At 52.9% G+C, this 23,243-nt stretch carries 23 protein-coding genes; 11 read left to right on the top strand and 12 right to left on the bottom strand.

Annotation, left to right across the window (positions count from 1 at the left end; all coding sequences use genetic code 11):
• Positions 1-92 precede the first annotated feature (92 nt).
• On the top strand, positions 93-200 hold the full coding sequence (locus tag NC856_RS06370; RefSeq protein ID WP_404802308.1) for an entericidin A/B family lipoprotein: 108 nt from the start codon (positions 93-95) through the stop codon (positions 198-200).
• 56 nt (positions 201-256) lie between these two features.
• Here the strand turns inward: NC856_RS06370 and NC856_RS06365 are convergent, their stop codons facing one another.
• The 7 genes from NC856_RS06365 to lysA form a co-directional block, all read right to left on the bottom strand.
• On the bottom strand, positions 257-715 hold the full coding sequence (locus tag NC856_RS06365; protein WP_264089589.1) for a GNAT family N-acetyltransferase: 459 nt from the start codon (positions 713-715) through the stop codon (positions 257-259).
• Between the two features lie 7 nt (positions 716-722).
• Positions 723-1,952 (bottom strand): lysophospholipid transporter LplT, encoded by a 1,230-nt coding sequence (lplT, locus tag NC856_RS06360; protein WP_264089588.1) that lies wholly within the window; start codon positions 1,950-1,952, stop codon positions 723-725.
• Positions 1,949-4,165, bottom strand: a complete 2,217-nt coding sequence (aas, locus tag NC856_RS06355) for a bifunctional acyl-ACP--phospholipid O-acyltransferase/long-chain-fatty-acid--ACP ligase (RefSeq protein WP_264089587.1) — start codon at positions 4,163-4,165, stop codon at positions 1,949-1,951. The genes lplT and aas overlap by 4 nt, the downstream gene beginning before the upstream one ends.
• A 559-nt stretch (positions 4,166-4,724) precedes the next feature.
• Complete coding sequence (locus NC856_RS06350) at positions 4,725-5,030, bottom strand: YjeO family protein (RefSeq protein WP_264089586.1); 306 nt, start codon at positions 5,028-5,030, stop codon at positions 4,725-4,727.
• A 1-nt stretch (position 5,031) separates the two neighbouring features.
• Positions 5,032-5,736, bottom strand: coding sequence for a hypothetical protein (locus NC856_RS06345; RefSeq protein ID WP_264089585.1), 705 nt, complete (start codon positions 5,734-5,736; stop codon positions 5,032-5,034).
• Between the two features lie 10 nt (positions 5,737-5,746).
• A complete protein-coding gene (locus tag NC856_RS06340) occupies positions 5,747-6,226 on the bottom strand; it encodes an Hcp family type VI secretion system effector (protein WP_264089584.1) in 480 nt (159 codons plus the stop codon).
• Positions 6,227-6,567: 341 nt separating this feature from the next.
• The gene (gene lysA, locus NC856_RS06335) at positions 6,568-7,830 is read right to left on the bottom strand and encodes a diaminopimelate decarboxylase (protein ID WP_264089583.1); all 1,263 of its coding nucleotides are present in this window, start codon (positions 7,828-7,830) and stop codon (positions 6,568-6,570) included.
• A 143-nt stretch (positions 7,831-7,973) separates the two neighbouring features.
• Here lysA and NC856_RS06330 point away from each other — a divergent pair, with 143 nt between their 5' ends.
• The 3 genes from NC856_RS06330 (at position 7,974) to pspG (ending at position 10,634) form a co-directional block, all read left to right on the top strand.
• The gene (locus tag NC856_RS06330) at positions 7,974-8,900 is read left to right on the top strand and encodes a LysR family transcriptional regulator (RefSeq protein ID WP_264089685.1); all 927 of its coding nucleotides are present in this window, start codon (positions 7,974-7,976) and stop codon (positions 8,898-8,900) included.
• Between the two features lie 222 nt (positions 8,901-9,122).
• Positions 9,123-10,139 (top strand): tRNA dihydrouridine(20/20a) synthase DusA, encoded by a 1,017-nt coding sequence (gene dusA / locus NC856_RS06325; RefSeq protein WP_264089684.1) that lies wholly within the window; start codon positions 9,123-9,125, stop codon positions 10,137-10,139.
• Between the two features lie 222 nt (positions 10,140-10,361).
• Positions 10,362-10,634, top strand: coding sequence for an envelope stress response protein PspG (pspG, locus tag NC856_RS06320; RefSeq protein WP_113864938.1), 273 nt, complete (start codon positions 10,362-10,364; stop codon positions 10,632-10,634).
• 22 nt (positions 10,635-10,656) lie between these two features.
• Here the strand turns inward: pspG and NC856_RS06315 are convergent, their stop codons facing one another.
• Both NC856_RS06315 and NC856_RS06310 read right to left on the bottom strand, forming a co-directional pair.
• The gene (locus NC856_RS06315) at positions 10,657-10,869 is read right to left on the bottom strand and encodes a hypothetical protein (protein ID WP_264089582.1); all 213 of its coding nucleotides are present in this window, start codon (positions 10,867-10,869) and stop codon (positions 10,657-10,659) included.
• A 118-nt stretch (positions 10,870-10,987) separates the two neighbouring features.
• On the bottom strand, positions 10,988-11,977 hold the full coding sequence (locus tag NC856_RS06310; protein WP_264089581.1) for a quinone oxidoreductase: 990 nt from the start codon (positions 11,975-11,977) through the stop codon (positions 10,988-10,990).
• Positions 11,978-12,104: 127 nt separating this feature from the next.
• Between NC856_RS06310 and dnaB the strand changes: the two genes are divergently transcribed.
• Together dnaB and alr are read left to right on the top strand one after the other, a co-directional pair.
• Positions 12,105-13,511 (top strand): replicative DNA helicase, encoded by a 1,407-nt coding sequence (dnaB, locus tag NC856_RS06305; RefSeq protein ID WP_264089580.1) that lies wholly within the window; start codon positions 12,105-12,107, stop codon positions 13,509-13,511.
• A gap of 34 nt (positions 13,512-13,545) precedes the next feature.
• Positions 13,546-14,625, top strand: coding sequence for an alanine racemase (alr, locus tag NC856_RS06300; protein ID WP_264089579.1), 1,080 nt, complete (start codon positions 13,546-13,548; stop codon positions 14,623-14,625).
• Between the two features lie 87 nt (positions 14,626-14,712).
• Here alr and NC856_RS06295 read toward each other — a convergent pair whose 3' ends face one another.
• Positions 14,713-15,477, bottom strand: a complete 765-nt coding sequence (locus tag NC856_RS06295) for a transporter substrate-binding domain-containing protein (protein WP_264089578.1) — start codon at positions 15,475-15,477, stop codon at positions 14,713-14,715.
• A gap of 282 nt (positions 15,478-15,759) precedes the next feature.
• Here NC856_RS06295 and NC856_RS06290 point away from each other — a divergent pair, with 282 nt between their 5' ends.
• The 4 genes from NC856_RS06290 (at position 15,760) to NC856_RS06275 (ending at position 19,060) form a co-directional block, all read left to right on the top strand.
• Positions 15,760-16,224, top strand: coding sequence for an Lrp/AsnC family transcriptional regulator (locus NC856_RS06290; RefSeq protein WP_264089577.1), 465 nt, complete (start codon positions 15,760-15,762; stop codon positions 16,222-16,224).
• Positions 16,225-16,300: 76 nt separating this feature from the next.
• Entirely contained in the window at positions 16,301-17,494 is a 1,194-nt protein-coding gene (locus NC856_RS06285) for an amino acid aminotransferase (protein ID WP_264089576.1), read from the top strand.
• Between the two features lie 177 nt (positions 17,495-17,671).
• Entirely contained in the window at positions 17,672-18,907 is a 1,236-nt protein-coding gene (locus NC856_RS06280; RefSeq protein WP_264089575.1) for an NRAMP family divalent metal transporter, read from the top strand.
• 12 nt (positions 18,908-18,919) lie between these two features.
• Entirely contained in the window at positions 18,920-19,060 is a 141-nt protein-coding gene (locus NC856_RS06275) for a hypothetical protein (RefSeq protein WP_264089574.1), read from the top strand.
• On the opposite strand, the gene NC856_RS06270 is transcribed toward NC856_RS06275, so the two are convergent.
• Together NC856_RS06270 and uvrA are read right to left on the bottom strand one after the other, a co-directional pair.
• On the bottom strand, positions 19,044-19,463 hold the full coding sequence (locus tag NC856_RS06270; protein WP_264089573.1) for a secondary thiamine-phosphate synthase enzyme YjbQ: 420 nt from the start codon (positions 19,461-19,463) through the stop codon (positions 19,044-19,046). The two genes, NC856_RS06275 and NC856_RS06270, sit on opposite strands and share 17 nt — an antisense overlap.
• Positions 19,464-19,549: 86 nt before the next feature.
• Complete coding sequence (gene uvrA, locus NC856_RS06265; RefSeq protein ID WP_264089572.1) at positions 19,550-22,381, bottom strand: excinuclease ABC subunit UvrA; 2,832 nt, start codon at positions 22,379-22,381, stop codon at positions 19,550-19,552.
• Between the two features lie 250 nt (positions 22,382-22,631).
• Here uvrA and ssb1 point away from each other — a divergent pair, with 250 nt between their 5' ends.
• Positions 22,632-23,171 (top strand): single-stranded DNA-binding protein SSB1, encoded by a 540-nt coding sequence (gene ssb1 / locus NC856_RS06260; RefSeq protein WP_264089571.1) that lies wholly within the window; start codon positions 22,632-22,634, stop codon positions 23,169-23,171.
• Positions 23,172-23,243 lie beyond the last annotated feature (72 nt).

The following is a 23,243-nucleotide window of genomic DNA, read 5'->3' as shown; positions in this document are numbered from 1 at the left end:
GCGCACGGGATTGAATTTTTTCCGGGGATTATGACAAAGTGTAGCGATGTGCAACCCTGCTGGTAACGATGATGAGATTGGTAAAATTAATAATGGTATCACTATTGGTGGCGGCAACAGTAAGCGGGTGTAATACCGCTCGCGGCTTTGGCGAGGATGTGCAGAAATTAGGCAGCAAGATTTCAAATTCCGCTAGTTGACAGGCTCCACGCGCCCTTTACGCTAACAGACCCGCCGCGATGACGCAGCGGGTTTTTTACGCCGGGTAAAAACGCATATCAATATGCGCAATTCCATCCTCGTCATAGACCTCGCCCGTCGCCACAAAACCAAAACCGGCATAGAAGCGTTGCAGATGAGCCTGTGCGGACAGAAACACCGTTTTTTGCGGCCAGTGACGCGCGCAGGCAAACAGCGCCTGTTCCATCAGTTGATGCCCCAACTGTCGTCCCCTGACAGGAGGCGCGACGATCACCCGTCCGATAGTCGCCGCCTCATTGCCCGGATGCGGCGCCAGCAGCCGCGCATAAGCCGCCAGTTTATCGTTATCATAGGCTGCGATATGACGATTGCCGTCAACCATATCGCGTCCATCGATATCCTGATACGGGCAGGTCTGCTCAACCACAAAAACCTGATTACGCAGGGCAAGAATGTCATGTAATGCATAGACATTCAGATCCTCGATTCCCCAGTCATGCCAAACCAGACGCATCGGTGTCTTAAGCGCCTGTCTGATGATTATCCACCTGGCGCCGCCGGGCGAAAATCAGCCATACCCATAACAAGACTATCGCCAACGCAAACAATACGCCGAACCCGATACCGATGGTGATGACCGACACCCCCAGTTTTACCACCAGCGAGTAGAGTCCCAGCATCAGCAACATGGCGGTGTTTTCCCCCAGATTCTGGACGGCGATGGCGTTGCCCGCGCCTACGCTGGCCTTGCCGCGCGCCTGTAACAACGCATTGAGCGGCACGATGAAAAAGCCGCCTAACGCGCCGAGCAAAATCAATAAACCATAGGCGCTGATCAGATTGTGCTGGAGAGTAAAAATCACCACCGCCACGCCAATCAGCACGCCGGCAGGCAGGCAACGCTGTACGGTCTTGAGCGTAATCAACCTGGCCGCCGCGCCTGCCCCCAGCACAATCCCCACCGCAACCATCGCATTCAGCAATGTCGGCGTCGCGTTATCCGTGATGCCCAGCGCCAACGGCACCCATAGCACCAGCAGGAAACGCAACGTCACGCCCGCCCCCCAGAACAGGCTGGTGCCCAGCAGCGAAAAGCGGGTTTCCCCGTCACGCCACAACACACGACAGGCGGAGAAAAAGCTGCGTGTCATCCGCGCCGGATGCCACGGCTGCCCCGGACGGGCGGCATTAAGCCGCGGGATCAACAGGTTGGCGCCCAGCGCAATACCGTAGGCGACGGCGCAAATCGCCAGCGCCGCAGGCAGGTTCCAGTCAGCCAGCACCCCGCCGGCAACCGAACCGGTGAGGATCGCCGCGATAGTCGAGGCTTCCATCAGGCCATTGGCTTTAACCAGTTGATCGCCACGGGTGATCTCGCCCAGGATGCCGTACTTGGCAGGCGAGTAGGCGGCCGCCCCCACGCCTACCAGCGTGTAGCCCAGAAACGGATTGCCGCCGACGAAAATCAGCAGCGCCCCCACCAGCTTCAGGCCATTGGCGAACATCATCACCCGCCCTTTGGCAAAGCTGTCCGCCACCTGCCCGACGAAAGGCGCCAGAATGATATACGCCGCCACAAAGCCCATCTGTAAAAACGGCTGGCTCCAGTCGGGATAAACGAGTTGTTTGATCAACGCAATGGTGGCGAACAGCAGCGCATTGTCGCCAAAGGCGGAAAAGAACTGCGCGATAATGACCGCACTCATACTGCGCGACAACAACGGCGTCGCGGGTTCCGACGTCTGATTCATGATGGCTGCTCCGGTTGTTCGGCACTCGGTTGTTCGCCAGTGGATTGCCCGGCGATAGACTGTTCGTCGATGGATTGCTCAGCCATCTGGCGCAAGGTGACAAAATCAGGTTTACCGCTGCCCAGCAACGGTAATGCCTTCACGCAGCGGATATCTCGCGGCACCGCCAGTTCAGGCACGCCGCCTGCGCGCGCCCGCGCCAGCAGTTTCTCACGGGTTAGCTCGCCGTCGGTGGTAAACAGCACCAGCGCTTCCCCTTTGCTGCTGTCGCTTTTGGCGCTGGCGGCATGTTGCGCGTCCGGGGAAACTTTTATCGCCAGTTGTTCCACGCTTTCCAGCGAAACCATCTCGCCCGCCAGCTTCGCGAAGCGTTTCACCCGCCCGATGATGGTACAGAATCCTTTGGCGTCCAGTTCGACGATATCGCCAGTGTCATACCAGCCCGCCTGCCATTCGCCCTGCGCGTTTTCCGCCGTCGGCGCTTCCAGCACCCCTGGATGTTCAACCCGCAAATAGCCTTTCATGATATTCGGCCCGCGCAGTTGTAAGCGACCGCCGCGCGCGATCCCCGGCACATCGATCAGCCGGGATTCCATTTCCGGCAGCAAACGGCCCACGGAATGAATTTTGGTCGCCATCGGCACATTGATCGCCACTACCGGCGCGCACTCCGTCACGCCATAGCCTTCCAGAATGCGGATGCCGAATTTGTCCTGCCATATCTGACGGGTCGACTCCGACAGTTTTTCCGCTCCCGCCACCACATAGCGCAAGCGGGCAAAATCATACGGATGGGCAAAACGCGCATAGTTACCTAGAAAGGTGGATGTGCCAAACAGCACGGTGCAGTTCTGGTCATACACCAGTTCCGGTACAATCCGGTAGTGCAACGGGCTGGGATAAAGAAACACTCTGGCGCCGGTGATCAACGGCGTGAGCAACCCGACTGTCAATCCAAAAGCATGGAAGAGCGGCAATGCCGACATAAAGCGATCGCGCGGGGTAAAATCCGCCACGGTGCGGATCTGCTCGACGTTCGCCAGCAGGCTGTCATGCGAGTGCACCACGCCTTTCGGCGCGCCTTCCGAACCGGAGGTAAACAGTACAATCGCGGCATCCTCCGCCTGCTGCGGCAGCATGGCTCTGGCCGGAAACAACAGATGAAACAGGATCCACAGCTTATCGGCCAGCGTTACGGTGTCTTTCAAATCCTCCAGATAAACCCAGTTGGCCTCACTCACCCGCACGGGCAAATCGGTCAGTTTGCCTTTTTCTAAAAACTGGCGGGAGGTCACAATGGTTTTGATAGTGGCGGCTTGCATAGCGCTTTGCAGCCCTTTGGCGCCTGACGTGTAATTCAGCATCGCAGGCACGCGGTTACGCAATGTCGCGCCCAGAATGGCGGCGGCGGCGATGGTAGCGTTAGGCAGCAATAAGCCCACATGTTCACCTGCCTGGGTAAAACGTTGCAGAATGCGCGCGACGCCAAGCGATTTTTTCAGTAAGCCCTGATAGCTGCCTTCCTGGAACGAAATGTCCGCAATAGACGGTGAACCGCGACCATAGCGCCCGCGGGCAGCCAAAAACGCCTGATACAGCGTGTGACTTGAGCGTGTGGTCATTCTCGCCGCCATCATGATCTGATGCAGATGCTCCCCGGCCAGAATACGCCGTTCTTTGGCGCTGTTGGCTTCTGGCATCGGTAGCCGGGCGGGAGGCAGGTAACTGAGGGTTATCTGTGGGAACCAATGCCGTTTAACGACACCTCGCAGACGACCAAACGGTGAAAGCTCCGCGCCGTCAATACGTACCGGGATCAGGGTCGCGCCTGATTTCGCCGCCACAAACGCCGCGCCGCTGTATATTTTCATCAGCGAGCCCGTGACGGTGATACGTCCTTCGGGGAAAACCACCACCGGCTGTCCGCGCTCTATCAGCTTAATCAACCGCTTGATGGCCAACGGCTTGGTGGGGTCCAGCGGCATAAAATCGATGTAGGGTCGCAGCCAGCGGATATACCAGCGCTCAGAAATAGAGGAATAGACGGCAAAAACCGGTTTTATGGGTAAGAACAGCGCCAACAGCACGCCATCAAGAAAAGAAACGTGGTTGGGTGTAATCAGCAATTTTTTTTGCTGAAAATGGCTGCTGTCGCCCTCAATCCTAATGCGGTACAAACGGCGGAAAACCCAACGTAACAAGGTATAAATCATGTCTTCTCCCATAGACAGATAAATAATGTCGCCTGCGCAAAAGCAGGTCAGTCGGTCACCACGTCAAAATACGCCTGTGACCTATCCACCAACAGCATAACCGACACCAGGCTGACGGCAAGATAGCGTATCGGGGTAATTTATCTTTATTTGTATAAACATGGGAGAAATAAAGCACGGCCCGCCGTTACCGCGCAGGTCGGGGAGAATAATGGTTCATAGCAAGCGCCTCGCCTCACCACGTCAAACAGGTAAAAAAAAACCTACGCGTCCGCGTAGGTTGGTGTAATCACATGGTTCAATGTACAGAGCACATTGATATATCACCAATCAATACCTCTGGGACTTGATACTTTAGAGCGGTAGCCATGCATAAACCAGCGTAGAATCGCAAGCGTTAACCTCTAAGTGCAACCAACTGTAAAATTTTACCGTATCCTGTAAGGTAAGGATCGTATGACATACTATCTCATCTGATGATGCATCGGGATTTGGCAAGAGAGAGCAGATTGCTGCGTCTGTGGCAAAGCGTAACCTTCCTGAAGGGAATATGGCATAATCAGCATAAATTAAGCCTGATAAAAAAGCGCCATATCCAATACGATAATAAAAAGACAGAAAGTATATTCAGACCAATATCCTTTCCTCTTCTTTTAATACATAAAAATAAAAAAGGAAAAACAAAAATAAAAAAGGAAACGGTGCCAGTAAAATCCCGAATATCATCAACCACAAACGTTTTAAAAGCCATGCATGCATTTACTATTTCTTTTCCATCAATATAAATCTCTTCCTCAAACGAGGACAAAAAATAGACAACTATACAGCAAAAAACAAATAATATACCTCTTTTATATATTGCCACGTTAAATTCCTTTCAATATTCGATATATGGACTCTCTTTTTTCTATAATTCGTCTGCCGTAAGAGGTATATTCTCGTTCCGGTGAACCAATTGGGGAAGATAGCGATTGTAAAAAATCACGTTTTGCTCTTTCAGTCCCTCTGTTGTATCTGGAGCCTGCTAAAATAATCTGCTCATCAGTTAGATTACTTGTATCTGTTATAGAAGGGTTGTCAAATAAAATCAACTGTCTGAGATGTCTTGCCACTATCTTTATATTAAAGTCATCAGAAAGTAAGCAATTAGAAAGCTGTAATTGTTGCCTTGACGTTAATGCCAAAGGATCCAATCCCATAGTTTCTGCTGCGGCTCGCAACTGGATTGCCAACGAACCAACCGAAGTGGCATTAGATGACTTATTTGTGCGATTAATCGTATCATTCACCATCTGTCTGAATTGCAAAACACCATAGGCTTTTAATCTTTCAGGAACTCCGCCAACCTCTGCAACAGCCACTCCTGCCAGCAATAAAACAGGAATCCTTTCCTCCTGAGCATACCTTATTATTTTATCTCTGTTGTAATATAAATAAGCAGCCTTATAAGTCAATAAATAAGATTTTCCTGTAACATATCGAGTACTATCCGGTAAATGATATCTTATAAAATCAAATCCCGTGAATTTTGGAAAACCTAAATCATCAACATCACAATATTTATTTTTCATTGATTCTTCCTTAAAAAGTACTTTCACCCCATAGGCTATATCCTGATGTTCTGGCAATATGATGATTCCATTCTATATCAGAGTACTTTATACTCACTAACTCCTCTGGCTGATTATCAGTATGATTGATGGCATGAGGATACATAACACTAAGTTTGACAATAAAGGCTTTCCTTACTTTTATTGAATAATAAAGTTCATTACCACCCTTATCGGATGTTCGATAAAATTTAAATTTAAGAAAAAGTTCTTCATTTTTTGTTATGGCTGTTCCTAATAAAGGCGATGACTTATCAATAAGCTTGGTAAATGACACTGGCATGTGCGTTATATTCATCACCCTATTCATATCATGTTCAAAAGATAACACGAAGATTTCATCCTTATGCATTGACTGATATTTATTGCCTATTGATTCAAACGTAGAGCATCCTGATGATATTAACCCTTGTTCTTTGCCTTCTATTGTTACATAGATTAAATTTGACATATATAAAACACTCCATGTTATATATAAAAAAACATTAACCCCTACAAAAAAGAGAGTGAGAAATTATTATTTCAGCATAAAACAGAACCGTCAATTTTTTCTTATAAATAAATAGATTTATATGAAATTATTATCATTAAAATTGAAATCATGTTATATAACCTTGTAAAAAACATGTATCAACTCTATGTTTATATCATTGTTTTTTATGAAAATTCATTATCTAATCCCCACATCATTAAAGGGAGAAATCGAATAATTTATTCTGAGTACCCAGATACAGAAAAGCCAAATATTAAATAAAGGAGGCATCAACCGACGCCTCCCGCAAATCATCCCAATTAGATCGACTCCAGCGCCAGCAATTCTTCCAGCGTCTGACGGCGGCGAATCAGCCGCGGTTCGCCATTTTCAAACAACACTTCCGGCAGCAGTGGTCGGCTGTTGTAATTGGAGGACATTGAGGCGCCATAGGCGCCGGTATCGTGGAATACCAGATAATCCCCCACTTGCGCATCCGGCAACGCGATGGTTTCCACGCCGCCGCCTGCCTGCTGGGTAAATACGTCCCCGGATTCACACAGCGGCCCGCCAATCACGCTGTCGCGCAGCGTAGCCTGACTGAGATCGCGGCCATCTCCCGCCAGCAAGGATATGTGATGATAGCTGCCATACATTGCCGGACGCATCAGATCGTTAAATCCTGCATCAACCAGAACAAAGTGACGGCGCCCCATTTCTTTCACCGCGCGAACTTCAGCCACCAGCACGCCCGATTCCGCCACCAGAAAACGGCCTGGCTCGATTTCCAGCGTCACCTGATGACCCAGATGAGCGGCAATTTTTTCACGCGCCGCATTCCATAGACTGAAATAGTGCTTAGTATCGATCGCCTCTTCGCCCTTACGATACGGGATCGATAATCCGCCGCCCGCAGAAATCGCCTGAAGATCCTGATCCAGTGAGATAACCTGTTGTACCATCGCGTCGCATACCTGCTCCAGATGGCCATAGTCCACACCGGAGCCAATGTGCATATGGATCCCCACCAGTTTTAACTGATAGCGCTGGATATGCGCCAGCGCCAACGGCAGATCGCCGAACCAGATGCCGTGCTTGCTGTTTTCGCCGCCGGTGTTGGTTTTCTGACTATGACCGTGACCGAAACCGGGATTCACGCGCAACCAGACCGGATGCCCCGGCGACTGACTGCCCAACTGCTCCAGCATATCCACCGAACCGGCGTTAACCGGGATAGTTAACGCCGCAACCCGCTGTAATGTCTGACGATCAAGCAGATCGGCAGTAAACACGATCTCATGCGCCTCGGTCCCCGGCACAAAACCGGCCGCCAGCGCACGCTCGATTTCCCCCAGCGAAACCGAATCCACTTTCACCCCTTGTTGACGCATCAGACGCAGAATATGCGTATTGGAGCAGGCTTTCTGTGCAAAACGAATGGTATCGAACTGACGCAATTGCGCGATGCGATCAATGATGGTTTGCGCATCATACGCCCAAACCGGGCAGCCAAAACGAGCGGGAAGTTCACGCAGGCTTGCTGTATTCAGTGCGTGCGTCATGTCGTTGAGATCGTGTGGCATGATATAAATTACCCATTATTCATAAAGCGTTTGAAATGACCGATCCCCACTATAAAAATGACCATAATGATAAACAAATATCGTTTTAAGCAGAGTCTATTCATTTATGATATGGATTAAGGCAGGTGGCTAATGAGGACGACATGGCGGCGATATCACTGCGACACATTGAGATTTTCCATGCGGTCATGACTTCCGGCAATCTGACGGAAGCGGCAGCATTGTTGAACACCTCGCAGCCGACGGTCAGCCGGGAGTTGGCGCGGTTTGAAAAACTGATTCAAATGACCCTGTTTGAGCGAGTACGGGGGCGGCTTTATCCCACGGCACAAGGATTACAATTATTTGAAGAAGTGCAGCGCTCTTACTACGGGCTGGACAGAATTATCAACGCCGCCAACGATATCCGCCGTTTTCAGCAAGCACAGCTTTCGATCGCCTGTCTGCCGGTATTTTCCCAATCGCTGCTGCCTGAGGTGTGCAAACCGCTGCTGACCCGTTATCCTCAACTTAGCCTGCACATCATTCCACAAGAGTCGCCGCTGCTCGAAGAGTGGCTTTCCGCTCAACGACACGATCTGGGGCTGACGGAAACCAACATAACGCCTGCCGGTACAGAGCGACAAACATTAATGTTGCTCAACGAAGTCTGCGTACTGCCCGCCGCACATACTCTGGCGGCAAAAACCGTGCTGACGCCAGCCGATTTTACCGGCGAACCCTTTATCAGCCTGTCCAGCGCCGACAGCTATCGCCAATTGCTGGATAAACTGTTTCAGGAACAAAACATAACGCGCCGGATGGTGCTGGAAACACACAACGCTGCCTCGGTCTGCGCCATGGTACGCGCTGGCCTCGGCCTCTCGATTGTCAATCCGCTGACCGCGCTGGATTACGCCGCTTCCGGTATTGCCGTGCGTCCTTTCAGTATTGATGTCCCTTTCACCGTCAGCTTGATTCGCCCGTTGCATCGCCCTGCCTCGGCGCTGGTGGATACGTTTGTTCATCAACTTAAGCAGTATGCCGCTGGCGTCCCATTGCGTTTACAGCAAGCGCTACAGCAGCGATGAGGCGAATACAGTAATGATACGGCTTACTGGTTGAGCCGTATAAAGGCGGGCTATAACTACAGGATGATAACTACAGGATGGCTCTGACAACACCATCAGGCTCCCTGTTCGATGCAGAGCAAATCAAGGTACTTAACCATTTTATGCTATAGTGCGCACCATTCGTTTATGACATTTCTCCCTGTGGAGAAACTGACGCAACCACTGACCCAAATAACCGCCATGCCACAATATAGCCAAACCCGCCACGACTCACGCCCTACCTTCCCTCTGGGCCGCTTCTCCATTGCGCCGATGCTCGATTGGACCGATCGCCATTGCCGTTATTTTCTCCGCCAGTTGAGCCGTCATACCCTGCTGTATAGCGAAATGGTCACCACGGGCGCCATTATTCATGGCAAAGGCGACTATCTGGCTTATAGCGAGGAAGAACATCCGCTGGCATTGCAACTGGGCGGCAGCGACCCGGCGGCGCTGGCGCACTGTGCGCTTCTGGCCGAACAGCGCGGTTATGATGAGGTGAATCTGAACGTCGGTTGCCCGTCCGATCGGGTGCAAAACGGTCGTTTCGGCGCCTGTCTGATGGGAGAAGCAGCGTTGGTGGCTGACTGCATCAAGGCGATGAAAGATCGGGTATCGATCCCGGTTACGGTAAAAACGCGTATTGGTATCGACCATCAGGACAGCTATGCATTCCTGTGCGATTTTATCCACACCGTGGCCGATCTCGGTGGTTGCGATACGTTTATTGTCCATGCCCGCAAAGCCTGGCTGTCTGGGTTGAGCCCAAAAGAAAACCGCGAAATCCCACCGCTGGATTACCCGCGCGTTTACCAGCTTAAACGTGATTTTCCCGCGCTGACGATCGCCATCAACGGCGGCATCAAAACGCTGGCGGAGGCGAAAACGCATCTGCACTATCTCGATGGCGTTATGGTGGGACGTGAGGCTTACCAAAACCCCGGCATTCTGGCGCACGTGGATCACGAACTGTTCGGCGAACCGGCGGCCAGCCCGAATATCGTGGACGTGGTAGAATCCATGTATCCCTACATTGAACGCGAGCTTTCGAACGGCGCGGCATTAGGGCATATAACCCGTCATATGCTCGGTCTGTTTCAGGGGGTGCCGGGCGCGCGCCAGTGGCGGCGTTACCTGAGTGAAAATGCGCATAAACCAGGGGCGGATGCCGCCGTGGTCGAGCGAGCGCTGACATGGGTTCGCCACTCCGCCCGTTGAAAAAGACCAAGAGTTAGTCCTTTTAACCAACATCTCACCGACAACTTTTTTACGTCACTGATAAATCAATAACTTATCAGTGACGCATTCTGGCACGATTCTTGTAACTCTCCCTGAGACGCAAAACGATATCGGTCATCGCGTTCTTAACAACCGCATTCATCACTGCGGCCTTTTATTCTTAGCGTTCAAAAAAAGATTTCGCGGCTACGGGAGCACACCATGTTGGAGATTTTCTTCGTTATAGGCTTTTTTATCATGCTGATGGTGACAGGCGTATCGCTGTTAGGTGTTATCGCGGCATTGTTTGTCGCTTCTCTTTTTATGCTGATTGGCGGACTGTTTGTCATGGCGATTGAAGTCCTGCCGTGGTTGCTGCTGGCGGTAGCGGCGGTATGGCTGTGGCGCCGGTGGCAGCGTAAACCGGCATATAATTCGCACCGCGACATGTACCGTAAATATGCTTATCGCAACCGCAGAAGTAACGAGTGGTAAGCCAGCAAGCGCACAGACTGCATTATGCATAGGGAAGCAAAACCGCCTTTAATGCAAAACTGTGCGCCAGCAGATATTTTTTTCCGATCGCTGCTGCTAGGATATCGCCACGACCAGTTGTCCATCTTGCCTGGCGCCCGATTTTATTATTATCAGGAAAACATCCGATAAAAAACAAATAATTAAGGGCAATGGACAACACGATTTCATCATCGTCAGGAAAAATAATAGTCACGCAGTGACACCTCCAGACGACTATCCCGCTGTACCCTACATACGGCCTGATGAAATTGGCGAAAACGGCAAAGGCCTCCCATTGGGGGGCCTTCTGCTTTTTCAGAGGCGGCGACGCATTACCGCCCCGGAATCAATAAACAGGAACCCTGTGTACGGCGGCTTTCCAGCGCCTGATGCGCGCCTTGCGCATCGGACAGCGCAAACACTTGTTCAGGCGGCACATCCACCTTGATGGCGCCGCTGGCTAACAACGAGAACAATTCATTGCTCGCCTGATCCAGTTCAGCACGATCCGTGACATAGCCAAACAGCGATGGACGCGTCACGTACAGCGAACCTTTCTGATTGAGGATCCCCAAATTGACGCCGGTTACCGGCCCCGACGCATTGCCGAAGCTGACCATTAGTCCGCGGCGGCGCAAGCTGTCCAGCGACGCTTCCCAGGTCGCTTTACCGACCGAATCATACACTACCGCAACCTTGTTGCCGTCGGTGAGTTCAGCAACGCGCTGGGCGATATTTTCCGTACTGTAGTTAATCGTTGCCCAGGCGCCAGCCTGTTTCGCCCGCCGCGCTTTTTCATCGGAACCCACCGTACCAATCAATTTAGCGCCCAGCGCTTGCGCCCACTGGCAGGCAATCAGTCCCACGCCGCCGGCCGCCGCATGGAACAGGAAAATTTCATTGGGTTTGATTTCATAGGTCTGACGCAACAAATAGTACACCGTCAATCCTTTCAGGAAAGACGCGGCGGCCTGCTCGAAGCTGATGGCATCCGGCAGGAGAGCGACGCGCGGCTCGGCGACATTATGCACCTCGCTGTAGGCGCCCAATCCTGACTGCGCGTAAACCACGCGATCGCCGACTTTAAGCGTACTGACGCCAGCGCCGACTTTGGTTACCACGCCCGCCGCTTCCGTACCCAACCCAGAAGGTAAATCCGGCACCGGATACAAGCCGCTGCGAATGTAGGTGTCGATGAAATTGACCCCTATGGCGCGGTTTTCCACCTGAACTTCGCCCGCTGCCGGTTCACTGGGCGTGAAATCGTCATATTGCAGCACCTCTGGCCCGCCGTAGGCCTTGAACTGAACACGTTTTGCCATGTTATCTCCTTAACCGTGACGGATTCGTTGTCTCACTATAATACGTATTGCAGTGTGTCATTTCATGCGTTCAGATATACAATGCCCCCTTAACCAATGACAAATCAACCGGTAAAGAACTCCCTTCATGGCAGAAAAAAGACCAACCAATAAATCGAATCAACCCCGTGACCGCCAAATGGAAGGGTTGAAGCTTCCGCCACACTCATTGGAAGCGGAACAATCGGTATTGGGTGGACTGATGCTCGATAATGAGCGCTGGGATAATGTGGCGGAACGGGTTGTCGCCAACGATTTCTATAATCGCGCCCACCGTCTGATCTTCACCGAAATGCAGCGTCTGTTGGAAATGAACCGACCAATCGACCTGATCACGCTGTCTGAATCGCTGGAACAGAAAGGCGATCTGGAATCGGCCGGCGGTTTCGCCTATCTCGCGGAACTGGCGAAAAATACGCCCAGCGCCGCTAATATCGGCGCCTACGCCGATATTGTGCGAGAGCGCGCCGTAGTGCGGGAGATGATTGCCGTCGCCAATGAAATTGCCGACGCGGGTTACGATCCGCAAGGGCGCAGCAGCGAAGACCTCCTCGATCTAGCGGAATCCCGTGTTTTCCAGATCGCCGAAAATCGCGCCAGTAAAGATGAAGGTCCGAAAAGCATCGACCGCATTCTGGAAGATACCGTTTCCCGTATCGAGCAGCTTTACCAGCGTCCCCATGACGGCGTCACCGGCGTGTCCACCGGCTATCAGGATCTGGACAAGAAAACCGCCGGTTTGCAGAAATCGGATCTGATTATCGTCGCGGCGCGTCCTTCGATGGGGAAAACCACTTTCGCCATGAACCTGTGTGAAAACGCCGCCATGATGCAGGATAAACCGGTGCTGATTTTCAGTCTGGAGATGCCCGGCGAACAGATCATGATGCGTATGCTGGCGTCACTGTCCCGCGTCGATCAAACCCGCATTCGTACCGGTCAACTGGATGATGAAGACTGGGCGCGTATTTCCAGCACCATGGGACTTCTGCTGGAAAAACGCAATATGTACATTGATGACTCGTCCGGCCTGACGCCAACGGAAGTTCGCTCCCGCGCCCGTCGAGTCTTCCGCGAACATGACGGCCTGAGCCTGATTATGATCGACTACCTGCAATTAATGCGCGTGCCGTCCCTGTCGGACAACCGCACCCTGGAAATTGCAGAAATATCCCGTTCGCTCAAAGCATTGGCAAAAGAATTGCAAGTTCCTGTTGTCGCGCTGTCCCAGCTTAACCGAAGCCTGGAACAACGCGCGGATAAACGGCCGGTAAACTCCGACCTGCGTGAGTCCGGCTCCATCGAGCAGGATGCCGATCTGATAATGTTTATCTATCGTGATGAGGTTTATCATGAAAACAGTGACCTGAAGGGAATTGCGGAAATCATTTTAGGGAAACAGCGTAACGGCCCGATCGGTTCGGTACGTTTAACCTTTAACGGGCAGTGGTCGCGCTTTGATAACTATGCCGGCCCACAATACGATGATGAATAGCGCACAATGATAATCTTGCGTTAAGGATTAAAGAATGAAAACGGCAACTGCCGTCATTAACCGCCGTGCTTTGCGTCATAACCTGCAACGGATCCGCCAGTTGGCCCCTGAAAGCCGTCTGGTGGCGGTGGTAAAGGCCAATGCTTACGGCCACGGACTGGTTGAAGCGGCCCAGACTTTTCATGACGCCGACTGCTACGGCGTCGCGCGTCTCACCGAGGCCCTGACGCTGCGGGCGGCGGGCATCACCAAACCTATCTTGCTGCTTGAAGGGTTTTTCTCCGCCGACGACCTTCCCCTGCTGGCGGCCCATCAGCTTGAAACCGCGATCCATAGCGTTGAGCAACTCACGGCGCTGGAACAAGCGAACCTCCCTCACCCGATCCGCGTGTGGATGAAACTCGATACCGGCATGCATCGCCTCGGCGTGCTGCCTGAACAGGCGGAAGTATTTTGGCAACGGCTGACCGAATGCCACAATGTAGTGCAACCGGTGAACATGATGAGTCATTTCTGCCGTGCCGATGAACCGGGATCGGGCATAACGGAACGTCAACTGACCTGCCTTGATGCGTTTGCGCAGGGAAAACCAGGGGCGCAATCCATCGCCGCCTCCGCCGGTATCTTACTGTGGCCGCAGGCGCATCGCGATCAGGTTCGTCCCGGTATCATTCTGTATGGCGTCTCGCCCCTCGACGATAAATATGCCGCACATTTCGGCTTACAACCCGCCATGACCTTGACGTCGCACCTGATCGCCGTACGTGAGCACAAAACCGGGGAAGCCGTCGGCTATGGCGGCACCTGGAGCAGTCCGCACGATACGCGACTGGGCGTGGTGGCTATCGGTTACGGTGATGGTTATCCGCGCTGCGCGCCAGCCGGCACGCCGGTGTGGATCAACGGACGTGAAGTTCCCCTGTCCGGGCGGGTTTCCATGGACATGATCACTGTCGATCTTGGCCCCGATGCGCAAGATCAGGTGGGCGATGACGTTATCCTGTGGGGCGCCGTTCTGCCGGTAGAGAAAATCGCCGCCCATACCGGCGTCAGCGCTTACGAGTTGATTACCCGCCTGACACAGCGCGCCCGACTGGAATACATTGAGAGTTAAATCGTGATAGTTCCATTGTGACAGTTAAACCGTACTCTGCGGCTAATGTGAAAGGAAGCGCCAGCACGCTTCCTTTGCCTGACAACATTACCGCCCGACGGCTAACCACTCGCCGACTATCTTCTGGTATGCGCCGCTGGCCTTGGTCAAGTGCAACCACTGATCCACATACAGCTTCCAGATCATGTCATCCTGCGGCAACATATACGCTTTTTCCCCATACTGTAACGGTTTTTCCGGGTTGATCGCACAGAGTTCCGGGTGATGCTTCTGCTGAAACAAGGCTTCCGAGGCATCGGTAATCATTACATCCGCCTTCTTATCCACCAATTGCTGAAAGATAGTCACGTTATCATGCAACATTAGCTTCGCTTGCGGCAGATAAGCGTGAACAAACGCTTCATTAGTACCGCCAGCCGGTTCAATTAAGCGCACAGATGGTCGATTAAGTTGCTCAATGGTTTGGTATTTATCTTTATTCTCGCATCGCGCCAGCGGGATTTTTCCATCCACATCCAGCGTATTGGTGAAAAACACTTTTTTCTGACGCGCCAGCGTAACGGAAATACCGCCCATCGCAATATCGCATTTATCCGTCAGAAAATCAGACATCAAGGTTTTCCAGGTTGTCGGCACAAAATTCACCCTGGCCCCCAGACTTTTTGCCAACGATCCCGCCATGGCAACATCAATTCCCTCGTAATCGCCCTCGTCACGGAGAAAGGTATAGGGTTTATAATCGCCGGTGGCGCAAACATTCAGTACGCCAGTCTGCTGCACCTTCTCCAGATGAGACTCAGCCCTCACGCTCCCGGCTATCAGCAACAAGGCCAGCGCCCCCCATTTCGTCATGATTTACCCCTTTTAAGAAATAACCTGATTTTTATTACGTTAACCGCTCTCGAAATGTATAGCGCGGCGAAAAAATTTGCACGGTCAAACGGATGATTACGTGTTATGGAAAAGTGAGAAAATGCATAGTTCGGAGGAATAGGCCTAATGAAATGCTTCCTAAGATTTAAAAGCCTGAGTATATTTTTACAATGTTTAATACACCGCACGCAGCAATAGGCGTTATGCGTATTCAAAAGAAATAGAGACTACGGAGCAGTCTGACGCCGTTTAGGAAAAACCATGTACGCCATTGATGACTTTGATATGAAAATCCTGACGCTGCTACAGGCCAATGGCCGTCTGACCAATCAGGAACTGAGCGATCTGGTCGGGCTTTCCGCCTCGCAGTGCTCCCGACGCCGTATCGCGCTGGAGCAGGCGCAACTCATTCTCGGTTATCATGCCCGTTTGTCGCCCAACGCCGTCGGGCTGGAATGCCTGGGATTGATCGAAGTCCGATTGATAAACCACACCGTCGAATATGTCGAAAGATTCCACCAGATGCTGGGGGAAGTGGATGCCATTATTGACGCCTATAAAACCACAGGCGATGCCGATTATCTGCTGAAAGTGGCGGTTGCCGATCTGCCAGGGCTGAGTACGCTGATTAGCGAGATCCTGGCGCAGAACAAGAGCATAGCGCATCTGAAAACGTCGGTGGTGCTCAACAGATTGAAAGAAAATGGCCTGATGGCGCCCGATTAGCGCCATGAATCAGCTAATATATTGATTAACTCAGTGCAATAACCCGATACCTTACTATATACAGGAGAACGACACAGTGTTCCAAAATGTTGATGCCTACGCGGGCGATCCCATCCTGTCGCTGATGGAGACGTTTAAACAGGATCCGCGTGCGGATAAGATAAATTTGAGTATCGGGCTGTACTATAACGAGCAAAATATTATTCCCAGGCTTGGCGCCGTCAGCGCGGCGGAAGAGGCGTTGCAACAATTACCCAAGAACGCAAGTTCCTACTTGCCGATGGAAGGTCTGTCCTCTTACCGCACCGCTATCCAGAACCTGCTGTTCGGCGAGGATCACCCGGCATTGAACGCTGGCCGCATCGCCACCATTCAGACGCTGGGCGGTTCCGGCGCGCTGAAAATCGGCGCCGATTTCCTGAAATGTTACTTCCCGGATTCAGAAGTATGGGTCAGCGATCCAACCTGGGAAAACCATATCGCCATTTTCTCCGGCGCGGGTTTCAACGTTCATACCTATCCTTATTTTGATGCTGACAGCCTGGGCGTGAAATTCGATGCCATGCTGTCTACGCTGCAACAACTACCGGCGCACAGCATTGTACTCTTGCATCCATGCTGCCATAACCCGACCGGTTCGGATCTGACCAATGAACAGTGGGATCGGGTTATCGAAGTGATAAGCAGTCGTGAACTGATCCCGTTTATGGATATCGCCTATCAGGGCTTTGGCGCGGGGATCGCGGAAGATGCCTATGCCATTCGTACTATTGCCAACGCAGGCCTTCCGGCGTTGATCGCCAACTCGTTCTCCAAAATATTCTCGCTGTACAGCGAGCGCGTCGGCGGACTTTCCATCGTGTGTGACGAGGCCGACAGCGCACAACGCGTACTGGGGCAATTAAAAGCAACCGTTCGTCGCAACTACTCCTCTCCGCCGAACTTCGGCGCGCAGATCGTTTCCAAAGTGTTGAACGATGCACAACTGAATGCCAACTGGCGCGCCGAAGTGGAAGCGATGCGCTCGCGCATCCAGGAAATGCGCCAAACGCTGGTCGCCGCGCTAAAAACGGCATTGCCGAACCATAACGCTGATTATCTGCTGACTCAGCGGGGCATGTTCAGCTATACCGGTTTCAGCCCGGAGCAGGTCGATCGTCTGCGTGAAGAATTCGGCGTTTACCTGATTGCCAGCGGTCGTATGTGTTTGGCGGGGCTGAACCACGGTAATGTTCAGCGCGTTGCCGCGGCTTTCGCCGCCGTTCAGTAAAAGACGCAGACGCCGGGCTTAATCTGCCAGCAACCGATAACAGATTGTTGGTTTGGTTAATCCCGGCGGCGCACCCAACAACTCGTATTAACCAATAACGTGCCGGTTCCCCATATCGTCTTGGCACAGCTATTGCACTATTTATTGGCAATCCTTCCACCACCAGGAGCTCACATTATGCCTACTCAGGCAACCGGTGATTTTGCCAAAAAACGTCGCGCTTCACTGACCGCCGCGATATTTCTGATGGCCACATCAGCAATCGGCCCCGGCTTTATTACTCAAACCGCAACGTTTACCGCAACCATGGGCGCCGCCTTCGCCTTCGGCATTCTCGCCTCAATCCTCATCGACTTCGTCGTGCAGTTGAATGTCTGGCGTATCGTAACCCTGACCGGGATGCGGGCTTCCGATATCGCCAACGCCACGCTGCCCGGCAGCGGCTATCTGCTGGCGATACTGGTGATTTTCGGCGGACTGGTGTTTAACATCGGTAATATTGCCGGGGCCGGCCTCGGACTGAATGCCATGCTCGGCCTGCCGCCGAAATGGGGAGGCGCGCTCAGCGCCGTCATCGCGATCGGCATTTTCCTGTCACGTCGGGCGGGCGTCGCCGTCGATCGCGTCATGATTGTACTCGGGCTGATGATGATCGGCCTGACGCTGTTCGTTGCTTATGCTTCCAATCCGCCGCTGGGTGAAGCGCTGCGCCAGACCGTATGGCCGGATCATATCAACTTCGCCACCATTACCACTATTGTCGGCGGCACCGTCGGCGGCTATATCACCTATGCGGGCGCGCACCGTCTGCTCGATAAGGGAACCACCGGCGCCGAGCACATCCATGAGGTGTCCAAAGCCGCGCTGCACGGGATAATGGTCACTGGCGTAATGCGTTACGTGCTATTCCTCGCCATTCTTGGCGTGGTCGCCAGCGGCGTCATGATCGATATCTCCGGTCAGAGCGCCAATCCAGCGGCACAGGCTTTCCAGGCCGCCGCCGGTGAGTTCGGCCTGCGCATATTCGGTCTGATCCTGTGGGCCGCCGGGATCACCAGCGTGATCGGCGCAGCCTACACCTCGATATCGTTCGTTACCGTTTTCAAACCACAGATTACCGAACGTGGGCGCAATCAGGCCACGGTGATTTTTATCGCCCTCTCCCTGCTGACCTATCTGCTGCTGGGGACGCCGCCCGCGGCGCTGCTGGTATTTGCTGGTGGATTCAACGGGCTGATCCTGCCCATCGGTCTGACGCTGTTTATGTACGTCGGCTGGCGGCGCACCGATCTGATGAATAACTATCCCTATCCGCGCTGGTTGCTGCTGCTGGGCGCCCTTACCTGTTTGCTGACCTGGTACATGGCGATTAAATCCATCGGGCCAATCTTCGCTTTCCTCAGACTGGCCTGATAAGCGCAGGAGATGGTGATAACCACCATCGTTCTGAACAGCGATCTGGGTGAAAGTTTCGGTCAGGGGAAAATGGGCGACGCCGTCGCGCCAGTGTCGGCTGCGCTGTACGCGCGGCTGGTGGAAAACGCGGCGGCTATTCCCCTTGAATAGTGATAATCAGCGTTCGGCTGCCGCCCTGATTACGGTGCTCGCATAAATAGATCCCCTGCCAGGTTCCCATATTTAACCGCCCGTTGCTGATCGGAACCGTCACATTATTTCCCAGCAGACTGCCTTTCAGATGAGCAGGCATATCGTCGCTGCCTTCGTATACATGACGATAATAAGGTTCATCTTCCGGCACCAGTTGATTAAAGAAACGTTCAAAATCCTGCCGCACAGTGGGATCGGCATTTTCATTGATCGTCAGCGCTGCCGACGTGTGTTTGATAAAAACATGCATTAGCCCGACGTTGATTTGCCGTAACGTTTTTACCTGCGCCAGCACCTCGTCGGTGATCAGATGAAAGCCCCTGGCTCTCGGCTTAAGACGGATTTCATGTTGTATCCACATCGTGCTGTTCCCCTTATCAGACCGCCATGCCGCGAATAAAAACAAAGACGCCGCGCATCATTCCCTGCATACGGCGTCCCTCAAATTTATTCACGCGCCAGAATCGGTTTCAGGAAACGCGCGGTATGCGATTTTTCACACTCGGCAACGGTTTCCGGCGTGCCGGAAACCAGGATCTCGCCGCCGCCGCTGCCCCCTTCCGGCCCCAGATCAACGATCCAGTCAGCGGTTTTTATCACATCAAGGTTGTGTTCAATCACCACAATGGTATTTCCCTGATCACGCAACTGATGCAACACCGCCAGCAATTGCTCGATATCGGCAAAATGCAAACCGGTGGTCGGCTCATCCAGAATGTAGAGCGTCTGACCAGTGCCGCGCTTCGACAGTTCACGCGCCAGCTTCACGCGCTGCGCCTCACCGCCGGATAACGTGGTCGCCGATTGTCCCAGACGAATATACGATAACCCAACGTCTATCAACGTTTGCAGCTTACGGGCCAGCGCCGGGATCGCATCAAAGAACTCGCGGGCTTCTTCGATGGTCATCTCCAGCACTTCGTGAATGCCTTTGCCTTTGTATTTGATTTCCAGCGTCTCGCGATTATAGCGTTTGCCTTTGCACTGATCGCAAGGGACATAAATATCCGGTAAGAAGTGCATTTCAACCTTGATTACGCCATCCCCCTGACACGCTTCGCAGCGGCCGCCACGCACATTAAAGCTGAAGCGGCCAGGATTGTAGCCGCGCGATCGCGATTCGGGTACGCCAGCGAACAGTTCCCGGATCGGGGTGAAAATGCCGGTATAGGTCGCCGGATTGGAACGTGGCGTGCGGCCTATCGGACTCTGATCGATGTCAATAACCTTATCGAAATGCTCCAGCCCTTCGATGGCGCGATAGGCCGCCGGTTCCGCCAGCGTCGCGCCGTTTAACTGACGCTGCGCCAGCGGGAACAGCGTGTCGTTAATCAACGTGGATTTCCCCGAACCCGATACGCCGGTCACACAGGTGAACAGCCCGACCGGTAAAGTCAGCGTGACATCTTTAAGGTTATTGCCTCTCGCGCCAATCAGTTTCAATACTTTGGTTGGATCAGCCGGAACACGCCGTTCGGGGATTTCAATTTTACGTTTGCCGCTCAGGAACTGCCCGGTAAGCGAGTCCGGCACCGCCATGATTTGTTCCATCGTGCCTTCCGCGACAATCTGGCCGCCGTGAACCCCCGCCCCCGGCCCGATATCAATCACATGGTCAGCGGCGCGGATCGCATCTTCATCATGCTCGACCACAATCACGGTATTGCCCAGATCGCGCAGATGAATCAGGGTTTCCAGCAGCCGTTCATTATCGCGCTGGTGCAGGCCAATCGACGGTTCATCCAGCACATACATCACCCCGACCAGTCCGGCGCCGATCTGACTTGCCAGACGAATACGCTGAGCCTCGCCGCCCGACAGGGTTTCCGCCGAACGCGACAGCGACAGATAATTAAGCCCGACATTCACCAGAAACTTCAAGCGATCGCCGATTTCTTTCAGCACTTTCTCAGCAATTTTGGCGCGTTGCCCGCTGAGCTTCATATTCTGGAAGAAGCTCATCGCATGGCCGATGCTCATGTCGGAAATCTGCGGCAGAGTCGTCTGTTCAACAAACACATGGCGCGCCTCTTCACGCAGACGCGTACCGCGACAACTGGCGCAAGGGCGATTGCTGATAAACTTCGCCAGTTCTTCCCGCACCGCGCTGGATTCCGTTTCTTTATAGCGGCGTTCCATATTGTGCAACACGCCCTCGAACGGATGACGGCGCACCGAGGTATCGCCCCGGTCGTTAATGTATTTAAACTCGATATTTTCTTTGCCGGAACCGGACAGAATCAGCTTCTGAACGGCGGCATCAAGACTTTCAAACGGCGCGTCGACATCAAATTTGTAGTGTTCGGCCAGCGAGCGCAGCATCTGAAAATAGTAGAAGTTGCGGCGATCCCAGCCACGGATCGCGCCACCGGCCAGCGACAACTCCGCATTCTGCACCACGCGGGCAGGATCGAAAAATTGCTGAACCCCCAGACCATCACAGCTTGGACACGCCCCGGCAGGGTTGTTGAATGAAAACATCCGCGGTTCAAGTTCATGCATGCTGTAACCGCAGATCGGACAAGCGAAGTTGGCGGAAAACAGCAGTTCCGGCGTGGTCGGATCATCCATATCGGCCACCACCGCGCTGCCCCCGGAAAGCTCCAGCGCCGTCTCAAACGACTCCGCCAGACGCTGAGCGAGATCGTCACGCACTTTGAAACGATCCACCACCACTTCAATAGTATGTTTTTTCTGTAATTCCAGTGACGGCGGGTCGGACAGATCGCAAACTTCGCCATCAATACGCGCGCGGATATATCCCTGCGTCGCCAGATTCTCCAGCGTTTTGGTGTGCTCGCCTTTGCGATCTTTCACAATCGGCGCCAGCAACATCAGGCGTTTCCCTTCCGGCTGCGCCAGCACGTTGTCCACCATCTGGCTGACCGTCTGCGCATCCAGCGGGACATCATGCTGCGGACAGCGCGGCTCGCCCACGCGGGCAAACAGCAAGCGCAGATAGTCATGAATTTCGGTGATGGTTCCGACTGTGGATCGCGGATTATGGGAAGTGGACTTCTGCTCAATGGAGATCGCCGGCGACAGACCTTCTATATGATCGACATCCGGTTTTTCCATCAGCGACAGGAACTGACGCGCGTAAGCGGAAAGCGACTCGACGTAACGCCGCTGTCCCTCGGCATACAGGGTGTCAAACGCCAGCGATGATTTGCCGGAACCGGACAGTCCTGTGATCACTATCAGCTTATCGCGGGGAATTATCAGGTTGATATTCTTGAGATTATGAGTACGAGCACCACGAACTTCGATCTTATCCATTCACACACTTCCCGGAATAAATACGGTTTTGCATCATCTCACTGACAGAGACAACCGGTACGAAACGTGCAATTATGACACAAAAAAAGCTGAATGAATATCCAGTACCCAATCCAGCCATGATGTAAAGGTTGCAAACTTCTTCTTCATTTTTGATCGCGCTTCGCAGGTATGACAGAGACTTTTCCCATGTTAAGATTGATCGTTTAGACTTAAAAATAAATTTATCGATTCATCAGGAGACACGAGCATGGCCAGCAGAGGCGTTAATAAAGTGATTCTTGTCGGACATCTGGGGCAAGACCCGGAAGTTCGCTATATGCCGAATGGCGGTGCGGTTGCCAACATCACGCTGGCCACGTCCGAAAGCTGGCGTGATAAGCAGACCGGCGAGCAGAAAGAAAAAACCGAGTGGCACCGTGTCGTACTGTTCGGCAAGCTGGCGGAAGTCGCGGGCGAATACCTGCGCAAAGGCTCTCAGGTTTATATTGAAGGCTCGCTGCAAACCCGCAAATGGACCGATCAGGCCGGCGCAGACCGCTACACCACTGAAATCGTGGTTAATGTCGGCGGCACCATGCAAATGCTGGGCGGACGCCAGAGCGGTGCTGGCAACGCGCCCGCAGGCGGCGGCCAGCAACAAGGCGGTTGGGGCCAGCCACAACAACCACAGGGCGGCAACCAATTTAGCGGCGGCGCTCAACCCCAGCAGCCACGTCCGGCGCAGAATAATACGCCAGCGCAAAGTAATGAACCGCCAATGGATTTTGATGATGACATTCCATTCTAATTGACTGTTTTAAATAAATAAAATGTTTTTCCACAAAGCCCCGTTTACGGGGCTTTGTGTTTGATGCCAGAT

Origin of the sequence: Brenneria izbisi (assembly GCF_025840185.1) — a bacterium.
Classification (GTDB): domain Bacteria; phylum Pseudomonadota; class Gammaproteobacteria; order Enterobacterales; family Enterobacteriaceae; genus Brenneria; species Brenneria izbisi.
This window is presented reverse-complemented; position numbering and strand designations above follow the sequence as displayed.